At 64.6% G+C, this 22,251-nt stretch carries 23 protein-coding genes; 16 read left to right on the forward strand and 7 right to left on the reverse strand.

All coding sequences use genetic code 11. The annotated features are described in order from the left end of the window. Positions 1–510 precede the first annotated feature (510 nt). The 8 genes from ACH196_RS28290 to ACH196_RS28325 all read left to right on the forward strand — a co-directional run bounded on the left by ACH196_RS28290 (position 511) and on the right by ACH196_RS28325 (position 5,865). Positions 511–657, forward strand: a complete 147-nt coding sequence (locus ACH196_RS28290; RefSeq protein WP_396650187.1) for a hypothetical protein — start codon at positions 511–513, stop codon at positions 655–657. 88 nt (positions 658–745) lie between these two features. Next, on the forward strand, positions 746–1,354 hold the full coding sequence (pmtA, locus tag ACH196_RS28295) for a phospholipid N-methyltransferase PmtA (protein ID WP_396650188.1): 609 nt from the start codon (positions 746–748) through the stop codon (positions 1,352–1,354). Positions 1,355–1,391: 37 nt separating this feature from the next. Then, entirely contained in the window at positions 1,392–1,982 is a 591-nt protein-coding gene (locus tag ACH196_RS28300; RefSeq protein ID WP_396650189.1) for an NADPH-dependent FMN reductase, read from the forward strand. After that, positions 1,979–2,575, forward strand: coding sequence for a histidine phosphatase family protein (locus ACH196_RS28305; protein ID WP_396650190.1), 597 nt, complete (start codon positions 1,979–1,981; stop codon positions 2,573–2,575). Before ACH196_RS28300 ends, ACH196_RS28305 begins: the two co-directional genes overlap by 4 nt. After that, positions 2,565–3,275 (forward strand): orotidine-5'-phosphate decarboxylase, encoded by a 711-nt coding sequence (gene pyrF, locus ACH196_RS28310; protein WP_396650191.1) that lies wholly within the window; start codon positions 2,565–2,567, stop codon positions 3,273–3,275. The genes ACH196_RS28305 and pyrF overlap by 11 nt, the downstream gene beginning before the upstream one ends. 34 nt (positions 3,276–3,309) lie before the next feature. Beyond that, on the forward strand, positions 3,310–3,597 hold the full coding sequence (locus tag ACH196_RS28315; RefSeq protein ID WP_396650192.1) for a DUF1330 domain-containing protein: 288 nt from the start codon (positions 3,310–3,312) through the stop codon (positions 3,595–3,597). A 158-nt stretch (positions 3,598–3,755) separates the two neighbouring features. Further along, on the forward strand, positions 3,756–5,033 hold the full coding sequence (locus ACH196_RS28320) for a polyhydroxyalkanoate depolymerase (protein WP_396650193.1): 1,278 nt from the start codon (positions 3,756–3,758) through the stop codon (positions 5,031–5,033). 208 nt (positions 5,034–5,241) lie between these two features. Then, the gene (locus ACH196_RS28325; RefSeq protein ID WP_396650194.1) at positions 5,242–5,865 is read left to right on the forward strand and encodes a transglutaminase-like cysteine peptidase; all 624 of its coding nucleotides are present in this window, start codon (positions 5,242–5,244) and stop codon (positions 5,863–5,865) included. Between the two features lie 109 nt (positions 5,866–5,974). Here ACH196_RS28325 and ACH196_RS28330 read toward each other — a convergent pair whose 3' ends face one another. From ACH196_RS28330 to ACH196_RS28340, 3 genes are all read right to left on the reverse strand, one after another. Continuing rightward, positions 5,975–7,504 carry a YifB family Mg chelatase-like AAA ATPase gene (locus ACH196_RS28330; protein WP_396650195.1) on the reverse strand — a complete coding sequence of 510 codons (1,530 nt, stop codon included), beginning with the start codon at positions 7,502–7,504 and terminating at the stop codon, positions 5,975–5,977. A gap of 130 nt (positions 7,505–7,634) precedes the next feature. Beyond that, on the reverse strand, positions 7,635–8,576 hold the full coding sequence (gene gshB / locus ACH196_RS28335; RefSeq protein ID WP_396650196.1) for a glutathione synthase: 942 nt from the start codon (positions 8,574–8,576) through the stop codon (positions 7,635–7,637). Between the two features lie 156 nt (positions 8,577–8,732). Beyond that, positions 8,733–9,989, reverse strand: a complete 1,257-nt coding sequence (locus ACH196_RS28340; RefSeq protein WP_396650197.1) for an SGNH/GDSL hydrolase family protein — start codon at positions 9,987–9,989, stop codon at positions 8,733–8,735. Positions 9,990–10,277: 288 nt separating this feature from the next. Here ACH196_RS28340 and ACH196_RS28345 point away from each other — a divergent pair, with 288 nt between their 5' ends. The 8 genes from ACH196_RS28345 to ACH196_RS28380 all read left to right on the forward strand — a co-directional run bounded on the left by ACH196_RS28345 (position 10,278) and on the right by ACH196_RS28380 (position 19,009). Then, positions 10,278–11,531 carry a glycosyltransferase family 2 protein gene (locus ACH196_RS28345; protein WP_396650198.1) on the forward strand — a complete coding sequence of 418 codons (1,254 nt, stop codon included), beginning with the start codon at positions 10,278–10,280 and terminating at the stop codon, positions 11,529–11,531. After that, a complete protein-coding gene (locus tag ACH196_RS28350) occupies positions 11,528–11,935 on the forward strand; it encodes a GtrA family protein (protein WP_396650199.1) in 408 nt (135 codons plus the stop codon). Before ACH196_RS28345 ends, ACH196_RS28350 begins: the two co-directional genes overlap by 4 nt. An 88-nt stretch (positions 11,936–12,023) precedes the next feature. Continuing rightward, the gene (locus tag ACH196_RS28355) at positions 12,024–13,829 is read left to right on the forward strand and encodes a GtrA family protein (RefSeq protein ID WP_396650200.1); all 1,806 of its coding nucleotides are present in this window, start codon (positions 12,024–12,026) and stop codon (positions 13,827–13,829) included. Between the two features lie 113 nt (positions 13,830–13,942). Then, positions 13,943–15,301, forward strand: a complete 1,359-nt coding sequence (locus tag ACH196_RS28360; RefSeq protein WP_396650235.1) for a putative bifunctional diguanylate cyclase/phosphodiesterase — start codon at positions 13,943–13,945, stop codon at positions 15,299–15,301. A 111-nt stretch (positions 15,302–15,412) separates the two neighbouring features. Then, positions 15,413–16,180, forward strand: coding sequence for an SDR family NAD(P)-dependent oxidoreductase (locus ACH196_RS28365; RefSeq protein WP_396650201.1), 768 nt, complete (start codon positions 15,413–15,415; stop codon positions 16,178–16,180). Further along, the gene (locus ACH196_RS28370; protein WP_396650202.1) at positions 16,177–17,118 is read left to right on the forward strand and encodes a 2-dehydro-3-deoxygalactonokinase; all 942 of its coding nucleotides are present in this window, start codon (positions 16,177–16,179) and stop codon (positions 17,116–17,118) included. The genes ACH196_RS28365 and ACH196_RS28370 overlap by 4 nt, the downstream gene beginning before the upstream one ends. After that, positions 17,115–17,753, forward strand: coding sequence for a 2-dehydro-3-deoxy-6-phosphogalactonate aldolase (locus ACH196_RS28375; protein ID WP_396650203.1), 639 nt, complete (start codon positions 17,115–17,117; stop codon positions 17,751–17,753). Before ACH196_RS28370 ends, ACH196_RS28375 begins: the two co-directional genes overlap by 4 nt. A 197-nt stretch (positions 17,754–17,950) precedes the next feature. Continuing rightward, positions 17,951–19,009: a D-alanine:D-lactate ligase-like protein gene (locus ACH196_RS28380; protein ID WP_396650204.1), complete on the forward strand. Its 1,059-nt coding sequence runs from the start codon at positions 17,951–17,953 to the stop codon at positions 19,007–19,009. Between the two features lie 42 nt (positions 19,010–19,051). Here ACH196_RS28380 and ACH196_RS28385 read toward each other — a convergent pair whose 3' ends face one another. The 4 genes from ACH196_RS28385 to ACH196_RS28400 form a co-directional block, all read right to left on the reverse strand. After that, positions 19,052–19,501 (reverse strand): DoxX family protein, encoded by a 450-nt coding sequence (locus tag ACH196_RS28385; RefSeq protein WP_396650205.1) that lies wholly within the window; start codon positions 19,499–19,501, stop codon positions 19,052–19,054. 140 nt (positions 19,502–19,641) lie between these two features. After that, a complete protein-coding gene (locus ACH196_RS28390; protein WP_396650206.1) occupies positions 19,642–20,640 on the reverse strand; it encodes an Ldh family oxidoreductase in 999 nt (332 codons plus the stop codon). Next, the gene (locus tag ACH196_RS28395) at positions 20,637–21,449 is read right to left on the reverse strand and encodes an ABC transporter permease (protein WP_396650207.1); all 813 of its coding nucleotides are present in this window, start codon (positions 21,447–21,449) and stop codon (positions 20,637–20,639) included. The genes ACH196_RS28390 and ACH196_RS28395 overlap by 4 nt, the downstream gene beginning before the upstream one ends. Continuing rightward, positions 21,449–22,153 (reverse strand): ABC transporter permease, encoded by a 705-nt coding sequence (locus ACH196_RS28400; protein WP_396650236.1) that lies wholly within the window; start codon positions 22,151–22,153, stop codon positions 21,449–21,451. The genes ACH196_RS28395 and ACH196_RS28400 overlap by 1 nt, the downstream gene beginning before the upstream one ends. Positions 22,154–22,251 lie beyond the last annotated feature (98 nt).

The raw sequence follows: 22,251 nt of genomic DNA on the forward strand, positions 1-22,251 counted from the left end.
AATCTTCAGTTTTCAAAGAACAGACCTCGCAAAACGCAAGATCGTGGCCCGTTGTGCTTTTGGCTCCGGGCCGTCCGAGTGTCGCTTACGCGGCTCTCTTGATTTCGTCCAACTATGCGAAACACAGAAGCAAACTTCTTCGTCGCCAGCAGCGTCACCGCCGTCGTTGGTGTGGCGCATATAGGCGACGCCCACTCGGCGTGTCAACAGCGCGTTTGCAAATTTTCTGCATATCCATATTTGCAGCCGGTGTTGCGTTTTCGGCCCGGCCTTTCGCCGCAGCGCAAGCATAGCTGCGATGTCGATGAGCTAACGAAACGTCAAGCGCCCCTCCTGCCCGCTTTTGAGCGGGCTCTGCGAAGCCGCTGGCCGAGCAGATGCTCGACAACGCGATTCTGAAGTACATCGCCGCAAACAATGGTGGCGCCCGATGCCAAGCGGAAAGCGTTCGCAAGCTCACCTCATGCCTGCGAGATGCACGGGATGAGCTAGCGTCGGGCGTGTCAGGCTTTGAAGATCGGCCGTTCTACGGTGCGCCGCACCGGCGCCCTTCTGGACGATGCTCCCTTGCGCGTGGCGATGAAGGCTGTGGCGGCGGAGCGCCGGCGGTTCGGCTATCGCAGGATCCACGTCATGCTGGACCGGCAGGGATCGTGATGGACCCGAGCCAGATCCATGCACCAACGCCCTTGCAATGGGGAGTCAGGCTGCTATTGATCCCCGAAAGCGACAGGGAGTCTGGCCCATGCGACGCGGATCGGAGTTGCGCAAGGCACTGGCCGAGAAGTTCGACGACGAGCTTCGCTTTTTCAAGGGCTGGATCGACAAGCCAAAGGCTGTCGGGTCGATCATCCCTACCAGCTCGATCACCGCAAAACGCATGGCGTCGGTCGTCGACATTTCTTCCGGCCTGCCGGTGCTGGAGATCGGGCCCGGAACCGGCGTGATCACCCGCGCCATACTGGGGCGCGGTTTGCCTGCCGCGAAGCTCTACGCCGTCGAATATTCTCCGGACTTCGTTCGTCATCTCAGGCGCAATTTCCCGGGCGTCAACGTAATCGAAGGCGACGCCTTCGACCTCGACGCGACGCTGGGCGAGGATGCGCCGAAGCGTTTCGACAGCGTCGTCTCGGGCGTGCCGCTGCTCAATTTCCCGGTGCAACAGCGCGTCGCCTATATCGAGGATCTGCTCGACCGCATTCCGGATGGGCGGCCGATCATCCAGCTGACCTATGGGCCGAAATCGCCTGTGCCGCCTGGCCTTGGCAACTACAGCGTCAAACATTTCGACTTTGTCATCCGCAACATCCCGCCCACGCAATTGTGGGTCTATCGGCGGGGCCGCGGCAATTGATGAACGGCTTTGATACGCGGCCGGGGCGCGGACACCGTTGAATCCGAAAATTCTCGTGTTCGCCGGCTCGATCCGCACTGGCGCCTATAGCGGCAAGACGGCCGACGCGGCGATGAAGGAACTCGCGCTGCAGGGCGCGGAAGTGACCCGCATCTCGCTTACCGACTATCCGCTGCCGATCATGGATCAGGACCTGGAAGCGGAAAAAGGCGTTCCGGAAAACGCCGTGAAGCTGGCCCGATTGTTCATCGATCACGACGGAATTCTGATCGCCACGCCGGAATATAACGGCTCGATGCCGCCTCTCGTGAAGAACACGATCGACTGGATCAGCCGGGTGCGCAAGGATCGCGGCATCGCGCTGCGGCCGCTGCCCGGCAAGGTCGTGGCGATCTGCTCGTCCTCCGAAGGCCATTTCGCCGGCATCCGCAGCGCCAACCATCTACGCGCCGTGCTGTCGCATATCCAGATGGAGGTGATCCCGCAGCAAGTTTCGGTTCCACATGGCGGAGATGCCTTTGACGATCATGGCGACTTCCGGGAAGAGCGGCTGCGCAATGGCATGCAGCGGCTCTGCCGCGCGCTGATCGAACGCGCGGTGATGCTGTCGGGCCGCTACCAGCATTGATCGCCTATTACCTCACCCATCCGCAGGTCGAAATCGACCGGAGCGTTCCCCTGCCGCTGTGGGGGCTTTCGGCGAGAGGGCTGGACCGCACGGAGGCATTGGCCAGGCGCACATGGGTCGGATCCGTCCGGCGGATAGTCGCCAGCGAGGAACGCAAGGCGGCCGAAACGGCAGTCATCATTGCAAGTCGGCTCGATCTCGACATCGAGACCCATGCTAATCTTGGCGAGAATGACCGGTCCTCGACTGGATTTCTCGAACCGCAAGCATTCGAGGCGGCCGCCGACCGGTTCTTCGCTGAACCCGAGGTTTCCTGGGACGGCTGGGAACGCGCAACCGACGCCTCGGCACGAATCACCCGTGCCGTCGATCGCATCCTCGATGCCCATGACCCGGTACTGCCGGTTCTCTTCGTCGGACATGGCGCAGTCGGCACGCTGCTCAAATGCCGGCTCGCCGGACGGTCGATCTCCCGCAGCGAAGACCAACCGGCCGGGGGCGGCAACATATTCGCATTTCGTCTTGTCGACCGCGCGCTTCTCTGCGACTGGACACCAATGGAGAGCTTCGACGGAGTCTTCGATGCCGCATGACGATATCGCCAAGCGCCTGATCGTCGGGCTCGACGTGCCGGACCTGAGGACGGCGCAAGCGGTCGTGCGCGACCTCGACGGCGTGGTTTCCTTCTATAAGATCGGCTACCAGCTCGCCTTCGCCGGCGGTCTGGCCTTTGCCCGCGAACTGGTCGAGTCGGGCAAGAGTGTCTTCCTCGACATGAAGCTGCTCGACATCGACAACACCGTGGCGAAAGGCGTCGAGAACATCGCCAGGATGGGCATGACCATGCTGACGCTGCACGCTTATCCGAAAGCGATGCGGGCGGCCGTCGAGGCGGCGCGCGGCACGCCGCTCTGCCTGCTGGCAGTCACCGTGCTGACCTCCATGGACGAGCAGGACCTGATCGACGCCGGTTACGAATACGACCCGCACACGCTGGTGCTGCGCCGCGCCGAGCAGGCCCGCATTGCCGGCATGGGTGGCATCGTCTGCTCCGCCGGCGAGGCCGCCGCCGCACGCAAGATCGTCGGGCCGGATATGGCTGTGGTGACGCCCGGCATACGGCCGGCCGGAGCCGAGCATGGCGACCAGAAGCGCGTGGTCGCGCCCGGGGATGCGATCCGGGCCGGCGCCAGCCACCTTGTCGTCGCCCGCCCGATCATCGCCGCGCCGGACCGACGCGACGCGGCCCAGGCGATCATCGCCGAGATGGCGGCGGCTGGACAAGCCGCCTGAGCGGCGACTTCGGCGCAGAGATCACGGAGGAAAAATGCCCAAGGGATACTGGATCGCCCGCGTCGATGTGCGCGATGCCGAAGGCTACAAGGCCTATGTCGCCGCGTCGAAACTTGCCTTCGACAAACATGGCGCAAAAATGCTGGCGCGCGGTGGCGCCCACGAACTGGCGGAAGGCCCTGGGCGGGGCCGCAATGTGGTGATCGAATTCGCGTCGCTTCAAGCCGCCCATGACTGCTACCACTCACCGGAATACCAGGCAGCCAAGGTGATCCGGCAGAAATACGCCGAGGGCGAGATCGTGCTGGTCGAGGGGGTCTGAGCCCGATCGGGTACCCCATTTCCCGGCCGTGATCTTGGACCAAAGGATGAGACCACCTCTCGCAGGCGCATCTATTGCATCGCAACAATAGATCGTTAACTTCGTTGTCTAACGATGGGCGGGTTGCCGCGCCGTCCGCGCGGCAGAGGGGTTGTTGCATGTTCTATCAGATGTATGAGATGAGCCACGCCGCGATGCAGCCCTATCGGGCCTATGCGGATGCGGTTCGGCTGTTCTATTCCAATCCCATAAACCCGCTGTCGCTGACGGCGTTCGGGCGCTCTGTGGCGGGGATGGCAGAGCTTTTCGAGCGCACCACCCGCCGCTATGGCAAGCCCGCTTTCAATATCGAAAAGACGGTCGTCGATTGGAAGCCGGTTGCGGTGGCCGAGAAGGTTGTCTGGTCGCGTCCCTTCTGCAACCTGATCCATTTCGTGCGCGACCTGCCGGCGCGGCGCAAAAACGACCCCAAGCTGCTGATCGTGGCGCCGATGTCCGGCCACTACGCGACGCTGCTGCGCGGGACCGTGGACGCCATGCTGCCGCATGCCGACGTTCATATCACCGACTGGACCGATGCCCGCATGGTGCCGGCCGCTGCAGGCCGCTTCGATCTCGACGATTATATCGACTACATCGTCGACATGCTGCACATGCTCGGGCCGAACACACATGTGATGGCGGTGTGCCAGCCTTCCGTGCCGGTGCTTGCAGCCGCGGCGCTGATGGAAGCGCGCGGCGACCGCTACGCTCCTTCGACCATGACGCTTATGGGCGGCCCGATCGACACGCGCCGCAACCCGACCGTCGTCAATCTGCTCGCCCAGGAGAAGGGCATCGACTGGTTCCGCGAGAATGTGATCATGCCGGTGCCGTGGCCGGCGCCTGGCGTCATGCGCGACGTCTATCCGGGTTTCCTGCAGCTTTCGGGGTTCATGAGCATGAACCTCGACCGCCACATCACGGCGCACAAGCAGTTCTTCATGCATCTGGTCAAAAACGACGGCGACAGCGCCGAGAAGCACCGTGACTTCTACGATGAATACCTGGCGGTGATGGATCTGACCGCCGAGTTCTATCTGCAGACGGTGGACACCGTGTTCGTCCGGCATGCTCTGCCGAAGGGCGAGATGACGCATCGCGGCACGCCCGTCGACCCGGCGGCGATCCGCAACATCGCCCTGCTCACCGTCGAGGGCGAGAATGACGACATTTCCGGTCTCGGCCAGACCCAGGCAGCGCACGACCTCTGTGTCAACATCCCGGACGACATGCGCGCCCACTACATGCAGCCGGCCGTCGGCCACTACGGCGTCTTCAACGGCTCGCGCTTCCGCGCCGAGATCCTGCCGCGCATCGTCGACTTCATGTCGAGCTACGGCAAGGACAACCGCGTGCCGCTCCGGCCGCGCCTCGTCAGCACCGCCAAGGCCTGATTCCCTTCGCACCTGCATCCTGGCTGATCGGCAGGGTCGAAGGGCGGCTTCTGCCCGCTTTACGAGCAGCCAAGTCTCGCTGCCTGTTGCAGATTCGTCGCGCATATACCCCGGCGGTAACCATCACGCGAAACTGTTCTCCCATATGAATTGACTTGGCCGGCAAATCGACCTTAACGTTTTGTTAACGACAAAGGGCGAGTGGGCTATGCAATCCTCTCCGCGGACGCGGCGCACGATGATGCGCATCGGCATGCTGGTGGCTTCGGCGACCGGTGCGCTGTCTGCCGGCAATGCCTTTGCCTCCCAGCCCATGATCACCGGCGGCCTCACCTCGCAGCCGATCGGCCACTACGAATTCTGCAAGGTCAATCCGGCCGAGTGTTCGATCCGCCCGCGCGACCGCGGGCCGGAGCGCATGTCCGGCGCGTTGTGGAGCCAATTGGTCAGCGTCAACGCAACCGTGAACGCGGTCGTCAAGCCGATGAACGACCTCGACATCTACGGCAAGGACGAGGTCTGGGCCTATCCGGACAAGGGTGTCGGCGACTGCGAGGACTATGTGCTGGAGAAGCGCCGCGAGTTGCAGCAGCGCGGCCTGTCGCTGGCGAACCTACTGGTGACGGTCGTGCGCAAGCCGGACGGCGAGGGCCATGCAGTGCTGACCGTGCGCACCGACAAGGGCGACTTCGTCCTCGACAACCTCACCAATTCGGTCCGCGACTGGAGCCAGACCGGCTATCGTTTCCTCAAGCGGCAGGCTTCGAACCATACCGGCCGCTGGGTGACCATCCGCGAAGGCTCCGCTCCGCTGGTCGGCTCTGTGCAATAGTTGATCGGTCGCCACGCCGATCATTCCATATCGCTCCAACGATCATCCCGGCTTCTATCCGCGCCGGTCTGCCCAAGCGCTAGATTAGGCAGGTCCCGGACATAGTCGCCTACGCCGCCTGCGCCAGTCTCTCCGCGGCGATGCGGTAGGAAATCGCTTCGGCGAGATGGATGCGGCGGACGGTCTCGCTCTCGTCCAGGTCGGCCAGCGTGCGCGCCACCTTCAGCACCCGATGATAGGCTCTCGCCGAGAAACCCAGCTTCTCGCTGGCGTCGCGCAACAGCGCTTCGCCAGCGGCGTCGGGCCGGGCGATCTCCTCGACCAGTGCTGTAGGGCAATGGGCATTCGTGGTGATCGACGCGCCGATCTCCTCGAAGCGCCGGCGCTGGATCGTCCGCGCGGCGGCGACACGCCTGGCGACGTCGGCGCTCGCTTCTGACTTCGCCGGCCGGATCAGGTCGCTCGCGCTGACCGCCGGAACCTCGATCCGCAGATCGATGCGGTCGAGCAGCGGCCCGGAAATCCGCCCCTGATACTCGGTGCGGCAGCGGTCGCCGCGCGCGCAGCGGAACCCCGGTTCGCCGGACATGCCGCAGCGGCACGGGTTCATCGCGGCGATCAGTTGCATCCGCGCCGGATAGGTGACGCGGGTGTTGGCGCGCGCGATCACGCATTCGCCGGCCTCGATCGGCTGGCGCAGCGAATCCAGCACGACCGGAGAGAATTCCGGGAATTCGTCGAGGAAAAGAACGCCATGATGCGCCAGTGACACCTCACCGGGGCGCACGCGCAGGCCGCCGCCGACCATCGCCGCCATCGAGGCGGAATGATGCGGGGCGCGGAACGGCCGGCGGTTGGTCAGCCGTCCGCCCGCAAGCTCGCCGGCGATCGAGGCCACCATCGACACTTCGAGAAGCTCCTTCGGCGACAGCGGCGGCAGGATCGATGGGAGCCGTTGCGCCAGCATGGATTTTCCCGAGCCGGGCGGGCCGATCATCAAGAGATTATGTCCACCGGCGGCCGCAACCTCCAGCGCCCGCCGCGCCGTCTCCTGGCCCTTGATGTCGGCAAGGTCCGGCAGATTGTCGGCCGGCACATGCACCTTCGCCTCTGGCCGCGCCAGCACCTGCGTGCCACGAAAATGGTTGGCGATGGCGACAAGGCTGCGCGGTGCAAGGATCTCGATCTCTTCGCCGGCCCATGCGGCTTCGGAGCCGCAAGCCGATGGGCAAATCAGGCCCTTGCCGTCGGCGTTGGCCCCGATTGCCGCCGGCAGCGTGCCGGCAACTGAGGCTATGGTGCCGTCGAGCGACAGTTCGCCGAGCACGACGTATCCCGACAGCGCATCGCCCGGCACCGCGCCGAGCGCGGCCATCAGGCCGAGTGCAATAGGCAGGTCGTAATGGCTGCCCTCCTTCGGAAGGTCGGCGGGCGCCAGATTGACAGTCACTTTCTTGGCCGGCATTGACAGGCCGGATGCGTGCAGCGCCGCCTGCACCCGCTCGCGGCTTTCGGCCACCGCCTTGTCGGGAAGCCCGACGATGTGGATGTTCGGTTTTCCCGGCGCGATCATCACCTGCACGTCGACGGGAACCGCCTCAATGCCCTGGAACGCCACCGTGCGTACGCGCGCGACCATGTAGCTTCTCCGATGCGCGGATGAAGAGCCCTGGCCCGCGCGAGAGGAGTGAAGCACAGATTTTTTATTTCATCAAGAACATTACAAGAACATTGTTCCGGATGAACGACGCCTTTCGTGGCGTGTTTGTTCAGGCCAGTTTCGCTTCCACCGCGTCCCAGAACAGGGCGGCGATATCGGCGCCGCCGAAACGCTTCACTTCGCGCACCCCGGTCGGCGAAGTGACGTTGATCTCGGTCATGTAGCCGCCGATCACGTCGATGCCGACCAGGATGAAACCGCGCTCTTTCAACGACGGGCCGATACGGGCGCAGATCTCGCGTTCCTGGTTGGTGAGTTCGGTCTTCTCGGCGCGGCCGCCGACATGCATGTTGGAGCGGCTGTCATGTTCGGCCGGCACGCGATTGATGGCGCCCGCCACTTCGCCGTCGATCAGGATGATGCGCTTGTCGCCCTTGCGCACGTCCTTCAGATAGCGTTGCACGATGAAGGGCTCGCGGAACATCTGGGCAAACATTTCGAGCAGCGAGGCGAGGTTGCGGTCGGCCTCGTGCAGATGAAAAATGCCGGCGCCGCCATTGCCGTACAGCGGCTTGATGATGATGTCGCCATGCTGCCTGCGGAAGGCCGCCACCTCCTGCGGGTCCTTGGTGATCAGCGTTTCCGGCATCAGGTCCGGGAATTCGGTGACGAATATCTTTTCCGGGCTGTTGCGCACCCAGGCCGGATCGTTGACCACCAGCGTCTTCGGATGGATGCGCTCGAGAATATGCGTCGTGGTGATGTAGTTCATGTCGAAAGGCGGGTCCTGCCGGAGCAGGATGACATCCATCTCCGACAAATCGGTCCTGACCGGGTCGCCGAGCGTGAAATGGCTGCCCTTCTCGTCGCGCACGGTCATCTCCTCGATGCGCGCAAACACCTTGCCGCCGGCCAGCGTCAGCCGGTCGGGCGTGTAGTGGAAGAGCGAGTGGCCGCGCCGCTGCGCTTCCAGCGAAAGGGCGAAGCTGGTGTCGCCGGCGATGTTCACCGTCGACACATGATCCATCTGGACGGCGATCTTGAGCGGCATGAGGCCCTTCCGCGTTGCGTTGCCCGTATCGGCACCGCATGTATCGCGTCCGGGTCATCCTGCCAATCGGCCAGCCTTGGCTGGAAGCAGGACAGCGCAAACGTTCGGACGCAAGGCCGGCGGCGTCTCGCCAACGGCGAAACGCCGCCGCAAGACCTATTCTCCTGTGAGAAGTTTGAGGTCGATCGAATTGGCCATGGCGTCATAACCCGCCGCATTCGGATGCAGGTGGTCACCCTTGTCGAATTCCGGCTTGATATAGCCGGGCTTTTGCGGGTCGACGACGACCTTGTCGAAATCGATGACGCCGTCGAACTCCTTGCTGTTGCGGATGAATTCGTTGACGGCAAGCCGGATCTTCTCCTTCTCGGGCGTATAATAACCTTCGAACGGCGTCCCGGCGAAGGAATCGCCGAACGGCGTCAGCGTCGCGCCGATGATGCGCATGCCGTCCGCGTGGGCGCGCGCGATGAGCTGCCGGTATCCGGCGATGATGTCCTCAGCGGTCGGCTCGGGATCATGCAGGGCCAGGCCCGAGCCCGGCCAGCCGATGTCGTTTATGCCCATCATCAAGACGACGGTGTCGGCATTCGGCTGGTTGAGCACGTCACGGTCGAAGCGCGCCAGGGCGTTGACGCCCATGCGGTCGCTCAGAACCTTGGCTCCCGAAATTCCCTGGTTGAGCACGGCGACCGGTGCGCCGCCCGCCTGCGCCAGCCGTTCGGCCAGCGTGTCCGGCCAGCGGTCGTTGCCGTCGACGGTCGAGCCGTCGCCATCGGTGATGGAATCGCCGAACAGCACGATGGCGCTGGCATCGTCAGGGGCCTCGACCATGATGCCCGTCAGGAAGGCGCGCTGCGTCTGCGTGGAATCGGCTTTCAGCTCTTCGTCCGCGACCTTGTTGCCGGCGGCGATGAAAGCAGTCTGATGGCCGTCCCAATGCATGGTCGTTGCCGGCGCGCTTTCCGGGAAGAACAGGCTGACAGAGAGCTCCGAAAGCGGCTCCACCTTCAGGTCAACCGGATCGCTGATGACCGGCGCGCCCGGCGGAATGGTGATTGATGGGCTGCCGCTGAACGTCAGGGCCTTGCCAGTGCCCGGCTGGATCGCGGCGCCATCCTTGGTGACGCCGATCTGTGCGGCGCCGATCTTGAGCGGCAGCTTGCCGTATTCGTTGGACACGATGATGCGGACCTTGTCGCCGCCGATGCTGACGCGCGCAACCTGCCTGATCGTGTGGTTCCAGAGATTAGCCTGCATGCCGAGCGGCACGGCGAAATCCGCCTCCCAGGCCGGTTGAGCGCTGGCTGTCCAGGTGCCGATCCAGTCATTGTCTTCCTGTGCGGCGGCAAATCCGACAAGCGACGCCGTGAACGCGGCGCCCGCCAGGGCAGCCGTCATCATTTTCCTCATGGTTTCCTCCCGGCGCTAGCCGCGCCGATGCTGGGGTTAAGTCGCTGGTTTTTGCCCCCCCGCTGCGATGATGTCAGCCGGCGAAATCCTGTCAATTCGACTTCGGCAGCACAAAAGCCCGCGCAGTACACCCCAAAAGCCTGACGCCGCTTCTGAACGAAACGAAATGCGAAGTTGAGGCAAAGAATTAACAGGACGCCAATCACTCTGTGCTTAGGTCCGTCTCAACGGCGGACGCGGCGATGCAACGCGAAGGCCGAATGTGGAACGGATGGAGTGGACACCGCCATGAATGCAGTCGCGGCCAAGCGGCGCGAAGATCACGCCCAGTTCGAAGACCCTGCGGAACTGGAACTGACCATCCTCATGCCCTGCCTCAACGAGGCTGAGACTCTCGCTACCTGCATCGGCAAGGCGCGCGCCTATCTGATCGGCGCAGGCATATCCGGCGAGGTGCTGATCGCCGACAATGGCAGCATCGACGGCTCGCAAGACATCGCCAAGGGGCTCGGCGCGCGCGTCGTTCCCGTGCCGCAGAAGGGCTACGGCGCGGCATTGCTGGGCGGGATTGCCGCGGCGCGCGGCCGTTTCATCATCATGGGCGATGCCGACGATTCCTACGATTTCAGCGCGCTCGACGCTTTCGTGACGCGGCTGCGCAGCGGCGCGGAACTGGTGATGGGCAACCGCTTCCGGGGCGGCATCGAGCCCGGCGCCATGCCGCCGCTGCATCGCTATCTCGGCAACCCCGTTCTCTCCTTCATCGGCCGGCTGTTCTTCCGTATCGGCACCGGCGACTTCCATTGCGGGCTACGCGGCTTCAACACGGCACGCATCCGTGAACTCGACCTGCGCACGACCGGCATGGAATTCGCCAGCGAGATGGTGGTGCGCAGCGCGCTGGCCGGCCTGCGCATCGAGGAAGTGCCGACCACGCTGAAGCCGGACGGCCGCAGCCGCCCGCCGCATCTGCGCACCTGGCGCGACGGCTGGCGGCATCTAAAATTCCTGCTGATGTATAATCCGCGCTGGCTGTTCGTCATTCCGGGCCTCAGCCTGTGCGGCCTCGGCGTGCTGTTGGCGGCGGTGCTGTTCTTCGGGCCGTTGCAGCTCAACAGCACGATGGAGCTCGATCTCAACACGTTCCTGGCAGCCTGCTTCATGATCGTCACAGGCGTCCAGCTCGTCAGCTTCGGCGTGCTGTCGCGCTACTATGCCGACCTCACTGGCATCCTGCCGAGAACGGCATGGTCCGACTGGCTGATGCGATCGATCAGCACGGACCGGCTGGCGCTCGACGCCGCCATCTGCTTCTTCGCCGGCGCCGGTTTCTTCGTCTACGCGCTGATCTGCTGGGGCAAGCTCAATTTCGGGCCGCTGTTCGATTCGGAAATTCCGCGCATCGTAGTGCTGGGCTTGACCCTTATCGTCATCGGGCTGCAGGGTTTCTTCTCGGCCTTCCTACTCGGCGTGCTGGAAATCCCGGTGGTCCGCGACAAGGTCGCGCCGGCGCTGAAGCGTCAGGCGGCGCAGGGCGCGTGACGGACCTGCTGCGTTCCGCGCTCCGCCTCAGGCTGGTGCGTTTCGTCACCGTCGGCGTAGGCGCGGCGGCGCTGCTTTTCGCGCTGTCTTACCTGTTCGTGCGCCTTGGCATGGCGCCCTTCGCAGGCAGCGTCGCCGCCTATGCCATAGCCTTCGCCGTCGCCTATACATGCCAGCACGGCTGGACTTTTGGCGGCATGCACGACCATTCCCACGCCTTGCCGCGCTATCTCGCCGTCCAACTTGGCTGCGCGCTGATCTCAGGCCTTGTCGCTCACGTCGCCGTCGACGGGTTCGGCGGATCGCCGTTTGTGATGTCGGTGGCCGTCACCATCGTCGCCAGCGCGGCGAGTTACGTCCTGTCCTCCCTCTGGGTGTTTCCCAGGCGGGCGGATCCAAGCTGATCGGCGGGCAGAGACCCCGCCGCTTTACGAATTCTTGAAGCGCAACCGCTAGCATTCGATCCGAGAGAATTCACCAGGAACCCTGTTGGTGGCCACCGCAACAACGCTTGCCGTCACGCGGCCGTCGCATCTCGAAGGCTGGAAGGCCGACCTCGGGGCGAGCCTGCTCGCGGCGGTATTGCTCGTCGCCGCGCAGGCCGCGGCGGGCTTCCCGACGCTGTTCGATTCCGGCGGCGACAACGACGGCATGATGCGCCTGGCGCAGATCAGCGACTGGCTGGGCGGGCAGCCGTGGTTCGACCTGCACCAGTATCGCATGGGCCCGGAAGGCGGCTTCGTCATGCACTGGTCGCGCATCGTCGACGCGCCGGTCGGCGCGATCATGCTGGCGGTGGCTGCGCTGACCGGCAGCATGGCGGCGGGCGAGATGGCCGCCGAGATCGTCTGGCCGGCGCTGCTCAGCGTCGCGGCGCTGTTCCTGCTCATGCGGGCGTCGCGGCTGCTCGCCGGTCCGGACACGATGATGCCGGCGCTGGTGATCGGCGCCATCACGCTGAACGCCATGGGCCTGTTCACCGCCCGCGCGCTCGACCACCACAATCTCCAGCTCGTGCTTGCGGTTGCCATGGTGACGCTGCTTCTGGCGCCGGGATGGCGCAGGGCGGCGGGCAGTGGCGTTTGCGCGGCGATCATGCTGGCGGTCGGCATGGAGACCGCGCCCTATGTCGCCGTGGCGGGCGCCTGCGCGGCGGCCACGCTGTTGTTCACGCGGGAGAAATACGCCAGCACGGCGACGGGCTTCGGCCTGGGTTTTGCTGGTGCGGCGGCTGTCGCGCTCATCGCTACCGTGCCACCGCCCTCGTGGTGGATCGCGCAATGCGACGCTTACTCTGCGCGGCTCAGCGTAGTCGCCATTCTTGGTGGGCTTGGGCTTGCAGCGACTGCCGCGATCACCTTCTCGAAGGGCATGCCGGCGCGGCTTGCTGGTCTCGTGGTGCTGGGACTGGCGATAGGCATCACCGCTATCCTACTTGCGCCGCAATGTTTCGGCGATCCCTATGCCGAACTCGACCAGAGAATGCGCGATTTCTGGCTGGACTCTGTCACAGAGGCACAGCCTTTGTGGCGCGTCGTTGAATTGCAGCCAGCGAACATTGCCCAGAACTACGTGACGCCTCTCATCGCCATGGGCGTTCTGGTCGCGATGGTGCTGCGGGACGGCGCGCGACGCGCCGAATTCATGCTCCTCGCTTTCCTGGTCGCGGCGACGGCGGTCAGCGTCTGGCAGATACGCGGCACCAGCTTTTCGCTGCCGTTTGCAATAATCCCGTTGGCAGCCCTGGTGGCCGCCGCGCGGCGCGGGGCGCAGCAGCGCACCGCGAAGGCGACTCTCAAGATGGTCTGCGCCTGGCTGGTCTCGCTGACGCTGGTGTGGAGCACCGGCTCGCATGCGATCGCCAATGTGATCGCACCGAAACACAATGCCGTCGCTCAAGACGCGGGAGGCGGCGAGACGACCTGCACCGCCGACGCGACCTATGCCGTCCTGGCGCAGCAGCCACCGACCACCGTGTTGACCATCTCCAATCTTGGCGCACCGATGATCGCGACAACGCCTCATCGCGTGCTCGCGGGGCCGTATCATCGCAACAATGCCGGCAATGTCGCGGTGCTCGACGCCTTCATGGGAGCGCCTGAAGAGGCGCATGCCGTCATGCGGCGCGAGAAGATTGGCCTGCTCGCCTTCTGTCCGGGCAATGGCGAAACCGGCTCCTTGGTGGAATGGGCGCCCAACGGCCTGATGGCGGAAATCGTCAAGGGCAACGTGCCGTCGTGGTTGGAGCCGATACCGGAAACGCTCGGCCTGCCGCTCGTCCTTTACCGCGTTCACTGAACCGGCAGTCGCGCGATTCTAACAACTCATCGATTCGGCACCGCGGCGACACGTTTCATCAATGATTTGCTGCCACGATTGCCATGCAAAGAGTGCATTGCATGGGAATTTTAATGCAGCCGTCCTTCGCCCAAGGCCCGGACCGCAGCGAAGGGGCTGATCTGGCTTTCACCGATCCACTGACCGGGCTGGGCAATCATCGGCGATTCTTCGACAAGATCGACCGGCTGATCAGCGACAGGGCAGACGACCCGGCGCCGTTCACGGTCGGCATCCTCGATCTCGACGGATTCAAGCCGATCAACGATCTGTTCGGCCGCAAGGCCGGCGACGAGATTCTGGTCCAGGTGGCGATGCGGCTGCGCGCGTCGATGGATGCGGGTTCGACCGTGGCGCGTGTCGGCTCGGACGAATTCGCCTTCCTCTATCCGATGGTGTTCTCCGAAGAAGCCGCCGCCGCCCGCGCGCGCATGCTGATCGAGATCCTGTCCGCGCCCTACGATGTCGGCGACCGCACGGCGCGGCTCTCCGCTTCGGTCGGATGTTCGCTGTTCTATTCCGGAGACGAGACCACAGAGATCCTCGTCGACAAGGCCGAGACCGCGCTATACCACGCCAAGCGTTCCGACCGCGGCAAGGTGGTCGTCTATACGCGCGAGATGGAGGCCGCCGCCAAGCGCGTCACCCATATCGAACAGGCCTTGCGGCGCGCCGTCTCGGCCGGCGAGGTGGAACCGCACTTTCAGCCGATCATCGATCTCGAAACCCGACAGATCCGCGGTTTCGAGACCTTGGCGCGCTGGACCGATCGTGATCTCGGCGGGATTTCGCCCAGCATCTTCATCCCCATCGCCGAGGAGCGCGGCATCATCGGCCCGCTCTCGCAACTCGTGTTGCGCAAGGCAACCGAAGCGGCGCGCAACTGGCCCACTGACCTTTTCCTGTCCTTCAACCTGTCGCCGTCGCAACTGGTCGACCAGAATACCGGCCTGCATATCCTCGCCATCCTTGACCGCACGGGCTTCGACCCGCGCCGGCTGGAAATCGAGATCACCGAGACCGGCCTGATGAACGATCCGGTGTCGGCCGGCAAGATCGTCGAGGATCTGCGGCGCTGCGGCATACGCGTGTCGCTCGACGATTTCGGCACCGGCCTGTCGTCGCTCGGCCGCTTGCGCGAGTTCCATTTCGACAAGCTGAAGATCGACCGCAGCTTCATCGCGTCCATCCTCGACGACCGGCCGTCGGAACACATCATCCGCGCCATTCTTTCCATGTGCGAGGGCCTCGGCATGGAAGCGGTCGCGGAGGGAATCGAGAAGGAAGGGCAGGCGGCGCGGCTCACCGAATTCGGCTGCAGGGGCGGCCAGGGCTATCTATTCGGCCGTCCCGCCAATGCCGAGACGACGCTTGGCGTCCTGCGTGATTCTATCCGGGGCGCTCCGCTCATCGCCGCCTCCCGAAGGGCCTAGAGCCTGCCTGAGACGCCGGAAGGCATTCGAAAATCCGCAAGATTTCTGTCGCGCGCGGCGCTCGTCCGGTCTATTCATTGCCCGCATTCTCCAGCCTGAAGAGTTTTCTCCATGTCGCATCCGGCCCGATACGCCGATCTCGAGGGAGCGGCCGTGCTGATCACCGGCGGCGGTTCCGGCATTGGCGCGGCGCTTACCGAAGGTTTTGTGGCGCAGGGAGCGAAGGTCGCTTTCCTCGACATAGCGGACGGGCCGAGCGAAGCTTTGCGCGACCGCATCGGCAAGACCTACGAAGCGACGCCACTGTTCATCCGCTGCGACCTCCGCGACATCGAGGCGCTGCGCGACGCTATACGGCAAGCCGAGACGGCGCATGGCGCGGCAACGGTGCTGGTCAACAACGCCGCCTTCGACGACCGGCATGACATTGCCGATGTGACGGTCGACTACTGGGACACGAACCAGGCGATCAATCTCAGGCCGCATTTCTTCACCGCACAGGCGGTAGCGCCGGGAATGCGGGCGGCGGGACGAGGATCGATCATCAACTTCACCTCGACTTCCTTCCTGATCAACCATCCCGACATGCCGTCCTATACGGCGGCCAAGGCCGGCATCATCGGCCTCACCAAGGGTCTGGCCGGCAAGCTCGGCCCATGGAACATCCGCGTCAACGCGGTGGCGCCGGGCTGGGTCATCACCGAGCGGCAGCGCAGCCTGTGGGTGACGGACGAGACGCTGGCGGCGCATGTCGCGCGGCAATGCATACGTGAAGTGATGAAACCGGAAGACATGGTCGGCCCCTGCCTGTTCCTTGCCTCCGACGCGTCGCGCATGCTGACGGCGCAGACGATGATCGTCGACGGTGGTTTCCTGTGAGCAAGGCCGGCAAACCAGCCGTTGCCGCCGCTGACTGGGGCACGACGCGGCTGCGCGTCTGGCTGCTCGACGCCGCCGGCAATGTCGTTGCCGAGCGGCGGAGCGACGAAGGCCTGCTCTCCGCCCAACCTGACCGCTTCGGGGACATTCTGGAACGGCAGCTTGGCGAGATGGGTGCATCGGCAAGCTTGCCAGTCATCATCTGCGGCATGGCCGGCTCCCGCCAGGGCTGGGTCGAGGCGCCCTACGCCACCGTGCCGGTTTCACTTGCCGAGATTTTCGGCGCGGCGGTCAGCGTGCCATGGACGAAGCGCGACATCTTCATCGTGCCCGGCCTGGCGCAACGCGACGCTGCTACGCCCGACGTAATGCGTGGCGAGGAGACGCAGCTCGCCGGCGCGGCGGCCCGCCTTGGCGCGGGACGGCATCTCGTCTGCATGCCCGGGACACATTCCAAATGGGTCGAGCTGATCGACAAGACGGTGACCGGTTTCCAGACCTTCATGACAGGCGAACTGTTCTCGGTGCTGTCGGCACAATCGATCCTCAGCCACTCGATCGGCACTGAGACGAAAGTCGCCGCCGACAGGCCGGCTTTCCTCGACTGGTGCAAGAATGCGCTGTCCAGCCCAGCGCCGGTGGAGACCTTCCTTTTCCGCATCCGGGCGGCGACGCTGTTGCACGGGCTTCAGCCGGCAGATGCAGCGGCGGCCCTGTCGGGCCTGCTGATCGGCTCGGAGATTGCGGCGGCAAAGGCGCGGTTCGCGCTCGACGGCGGGCCGGTCGTGCTCATCGCATCCGGCGCCATGCACGCGCTTTATGAGGCGGCGCTTGGCCTCGCCGGTTTTACCATCGAGACCGTCGACGCCGACGACGCTGTGCGCGCCGGACTGGCCGATATTGCAAGGCATTTCGGGATGATGGAGGGCGCCGCATGAGCCAGACATTTCCAGCCCTGCGGCGCAATCTGGTGGCGATCCTGCGCGGGTTGCGCGCCGACGAGGCCGGCGAGATCGGCGCCGTTGTTTTCGAGGCCGGAATAGAGGCGATCGAGGTTCCGCTCAATTCGCCCGATCCGTTCCGTTCGATCGAGACACTGGTCCGCGACCTGCCCGCCACCGCGCTGGTCGGCGCAGGCACTGTGCTGAAAGCCGAGGAAGTCGATCGCCTGCACGGCGTCGGCGGACGCCTGCTCGTCAGCCCCAACATCGATGCCGATGTGATGCGGCAGGCGGCCAAACGCGGCCTGGTGACGATGCCTGGCGTGTTCACGCCGACGGAAGCGTTTCTGGCGCTCAAGCTTGGTGCGTCGGCCCTGAAATTCTTCCCGGCGAGCGTGCTCGGGCCAGGTGGCATCGCAGCGATCAAGGCCGTTCTGCCGGTGGACACGACGGTCGGCGTGGTGGGTGGCGTGTCGGACACCGATTTCGCCGCTTATGCCAAGGTCGGCGTGCGCACCTTCGGCCTGGGCTCCAGCCTCTACAAACCCGGCATGAGCGCCGCCGCTGTAAGCGAGCGCGCCGTTGCTGCGGCCAAGGCCTGGGATGCTGTGTTTGGCCAAAGGCCCATCTGAGCCGGGATGACTGCGGGAAAATCCACCTATCTGATCCGGGGAAGCGCAGCCGATAGTCTGATTGATCGCGGATGGGAGTTTGGAACGCGCCTTGGCTGGAATCGGGCCGAGCCGAAAAAGCCATTCTGCCGCGCGCCTTCTTCCTGGACCGGATCGCGCGCTATCGCCGGTAGACCGGCGCCTGGGGGATTTTCTTGATGCCGCTGCCGCAACTCGTGCTGGTCTACGAACCGGAGGATGCCTGCCGCACTCGGCTGGCCGCACAAGGTTTTTCGGAACGCAACGCGCTGGAGATTTCGTCCTATCTCGCGCAGAGCACCGATCTGGCGCTTGAATTCGGGGCGATCGCAGAAGCCTGTGGCCGGCGCGGTATTCGTTTCATTCCAACAGCGCTTGATGACGCCGGCCTGGCGCTTGCCAGCGCCGATCCAAGGGCGACGCTGGTCTGGACGCTGACCGACGGCATCGCCTATTTTCGCGGCGGCGTGGCGCCGGCCCTGGCGCGGCTTGCCGGACTACGCACGATTGGCGCCGACGATTCGCTGTTCGCGCTCTGCCAGGATAAGTTCCGCTCCGGCGCGGTGCTTTCTGCGCTCGGGATACCGGTGCCGCCGGCGGGACTGGCGCGGAATGGCGACTGGCTGATTGTGCCGCCGGTTTCGACGACCGGCTATTTCGCGAAACCCAACCGACTTGGCGCCAAGATCGGCATCTGGCCGGATTCGCGCTGCCGACAACCGGACGAGGCACTGGAAATCAGCCGCCGCGTCTTTTCGGCCTATCGCGACGACGTCATCGTCCAGCCCTATGTCGCCGGCCGCAATGTCCGCGCCAGTTTCCTCGCCGTCGATCCGAATGTCGGCGTCGAGGCGCTCGGGGTGTTTTTCGTCGACTCCGGGGCCGATTTTCAGACCATGGCCGACTCCATGGCGCTCTATGGCGATACCGCTGCGGCCGTTAAGGCGGAGGGCGCCTATGCGGAGCCGGAACTCATCGCTGTCGCGGCAAGCCAGCCCGCAGCCGACCGACGCATCCGCGAGATTGCGCGCGGCCTCATGCAGGGGCTTGGCCTCAAGGACGTCTTGTCGATGGATTTCCGCGTCGAGGCCGACGACACGGTGCATCTCATCGAGTTCGAAGTATGCCCCGGCCTTCCCTGCTTCGATTTTCGTGCCTATTGCGCCGCGCAATGGAACCTGTCGCTGCCGGATGCGATTGCGGAAACGGCGGCAAGGCGGCTTGGGGAGCCACCTTAACCTGAACAGCCACGCCTCGTGTCGCAGCCGGCCGGCAAGCCGTCAGAACTCGCGGCCGAGTTTTGCGTCGACAGAGTGGCGATTGGCGCCGCGCACGGCGAAGAAGATGAAGATCGCCGCCCACAGGATGGATTTTTCCGCGCCGGAATAACCTTGGCTGAGCGTGATCCAGTGGAACCAGACCGTGACCAGCAGAACGATCGTTGCCGCGACCGCGGCCGGGCGGGTCAGGAAACCCAGCGCGATAAAAATGCCGCCGAAGAACTCGGTCGCCGACAAAAGCGGCGACCAGAAAACGCCGGGGTAGAAACCCAGTTTCTCGACCATCTCGGCCGCACCGAACGGATTCATGATTTTTGGCGCGCCATGCGTCACCAGGGCCAGGCCGGCGACGACCCGCAGCAGCGTCTCGACACCCTCATGCAGCGACGCATAGATTCTGCCCAGCGGCGGGATCATCAGGCGGCTGGACGAATGGGCGGCGTCGGTCATCAGGGGATCGCTCCGGTTGCTTTGCCGCAACAAACGAATCCGGACAACGTTCGTCAATTCACTACATTTGACAATAAGTTGATGTCTGAAGTGAGGTTTCCCTGCATGGCAATGATCGGCCGGCCGTGGGAAACATCAGCCTATTCGGCAATGCGCTCGTAGACCGCTTTCGGCACCGTGATGCCGGACAATTGGGCGGCAGCGGAAGCCCTCGCCTTGGCCGGCCCGGGAATGTGCACGCGGTATTCGCCGGACAAGCGTTCGAGTTGCCCCGCTATGCGCGCCGAAAAATCCGAATCGAGCAAGCTGGGAGCGATGGCCAGCACGAACAAACCGGTCCCGGGGTTCTCGGTGCCCTCTGAGATCGAGGGCGCGTCGAGCGACCATTTTGCGCCCGACAGGCCGGCCGACAGAACCTCCACCATCAGCGCGATATTGGCGCCGCGCGCGCCGCCAAAGGCGAGCAGCGCGCCAGCCATCGCCTTTTCGGGATCAGTGGTCGGGTTGCCCTCGCTATCCAGCGCCCAGCCCGGCGGGATGGGACGGCCATTGCGCGCGGCCTGGCGGACATTGACGAAAGCGGTAGCGCTGGAAGACTGATCAATGAGCAGCGGCGGGCCGCCGGCAACGGGTGCCGCGAAGGCCATCGGATTGGTGCAATAGACCGGTTTTGTCGAGCCGGAGCCTGCAAGCAGCGCTGGGCCGTTGGTGGCCGCCAGCCCGACCAGGCCAGCCTCCGCCAGCCGCACCGCGAAATGACCCAGCGCGCCGCAGGTATAGGCGTTGCGCTGTACGAACAGCGCCAGCCCAAAACTTTTCGCCGTGGCAACGAGATCATCGAAGGCGCGGTCGAAGCCCGGATGCGCCGCGCCCTTGCGGGCGTCGGACAGGATGATCGCCGGCGCCGGCCGGGTGATTAGAGGCGTGGCCTTGCCGTCGATGCGGCCCTCGCGCAGCGATGCCAGATAGTCAAGGAAATGCCCGAGGCCGACGGATGCCTGGCCCTCCGCCTCGGCTCGCACCGCTGCCTCGGCGATCGACCGCGCCAGTTCGGGATTAGCACCAGCCCGCACCGCCGCCGCTTCGCACAGGTTGTGGGCGTCGTCGAGGGTCAATGTCACGGTGTCTGCGGTGGTCATCCGAGCCTCACGGGAATGCGTGACTCCAGCTTGCGCAGGAGCAGAACGAGAATGCCGGTGATCGTCAGATAGACGAGCGACAGCAGCAACAGCGGTTCGTAGATGATGTAGGTTTCCTGCCTGACGCGCGATGCGACACCATAGATGTCCATCATGGTGATCGTGGCCACCAGCGGCGTCGCCTTGAGCTGCAGGATCGTTTCGCCGGCCAGTGTCGGCAAGGCCCGATTCACTGCCTGTTTCAGCCAGATGCGGCGGAAGATGGTGAAACGCGACATGCCGAAGGCGCGTCCGGCCTCAAGCTGGCCGCGCGGCACGCCGGCGAAGGCGCCGCGCATCACCTCGCCCTCGTATCCGGCATAGGAGAGCGTCAAAGCGAGCAAACCGTAAGGCCATGCCTGGCGCAGGATCGGCCACAGGAACGACTCCCGGATCCAGGGGTACTGCGCAGACAGCGCCCCGAGCCCGAAATAGAGCAGCCAGAGTTGCAGCAGCAGCGGCGTGCCGCGGATGATGGTGCAGAACACCAGTGCCGGCACGCTGAGGATCTTCGGGCCTGTCACTTGCACGAAACCCAGCGGTATGGCGAGAGCCAGGCCGAACGCGCAGGACAGGACAAGCAGCCAGATGGTTCGCCAGATGCCTTGCGCGGCGAGGCCTAGATAGTTCGGCAGCCAGTCCCAGCGCAGCGCGAAGATGCAATAGATCACGATCGCCAGCGCGATCAGGATCAGCACGATGCGATGCGGCTGCAACCAGCCGAGCGCGCGCTGATATCGGGTTCGGTTGACCAGCACCGTGTCCGCCATCAATGCGCCCCGGCCATGGCGGGCATGCCGCGCCGCGCCCAGCGCTCGATGCGGGCGATGATGACGTTGGAGAGCAGCGTCAGCGCGAGATAGAACGCGCCGGCCGCCGTGAAGAAGGTGAGATAGGATTTTGTCGCACTGCCTGCGTTGCGCGCCATCTGCGTCAGTTCGTCGACGCCGATAAGCGCCAGCAGCGCCGTGTCCTTGGTGGCGATCAGCCAGAGATTGGCGAGCCCGGGGATGGCAAAGGGCAGCATGGCGGGGAGGGTGATGCGCCGCAGCATCAGGCCGGGCGGCATGCCGTAGGCGCGCGCCGCCTCGATCTGGCCCTGCGGTATGCCGAGGATCGCGCCGCGCAGCACTTCCGTCGAATAGGCGCCTTGCACAACCCCGAGCACACCGATGCCGGCGGGAATGCCGCCAATGTCGATCGGCCCAAAGCCGATCGCCGCGAGCGCCTGGTTGATCAGGTCGGTGCCGGCATAGAAGATGATCAGGATCAGCACCAGGTCCGGGATGGCGCGGACCAGCGTCGTGTAGATCGCCAGCAGGTCGCGTACGACCGGACCGCCATAGAGTTTTCCATAGGCGCCGCAGATGCCGATCAGCAGCCCCAGGCTGAATGCGCCGACGGCGACGATGACGGAATTCCGCAGCCCGTACAGCAGGCTGGCGCCACGCCCCTCACTGCCGAACGACAGCATTTCGAGCGTGCTCGCGCCGAAGAGCGATGTGAGAACGTCGTGCAGAAGCTGCCCTCCCGCCTGATGCCCGAATTGTCCCGCCGAGCTTCGCAAGGGAC

The sequence above is a fragment of the Mesorhizobium sp. IMUNJ 23232 genome (assembly GCF_044326205.1).
GTDB lineage: Bacteria > Pseudomonadota > Alphaproteobacteria > Rhizobiales > Rhizobiaceae > Kumtagia.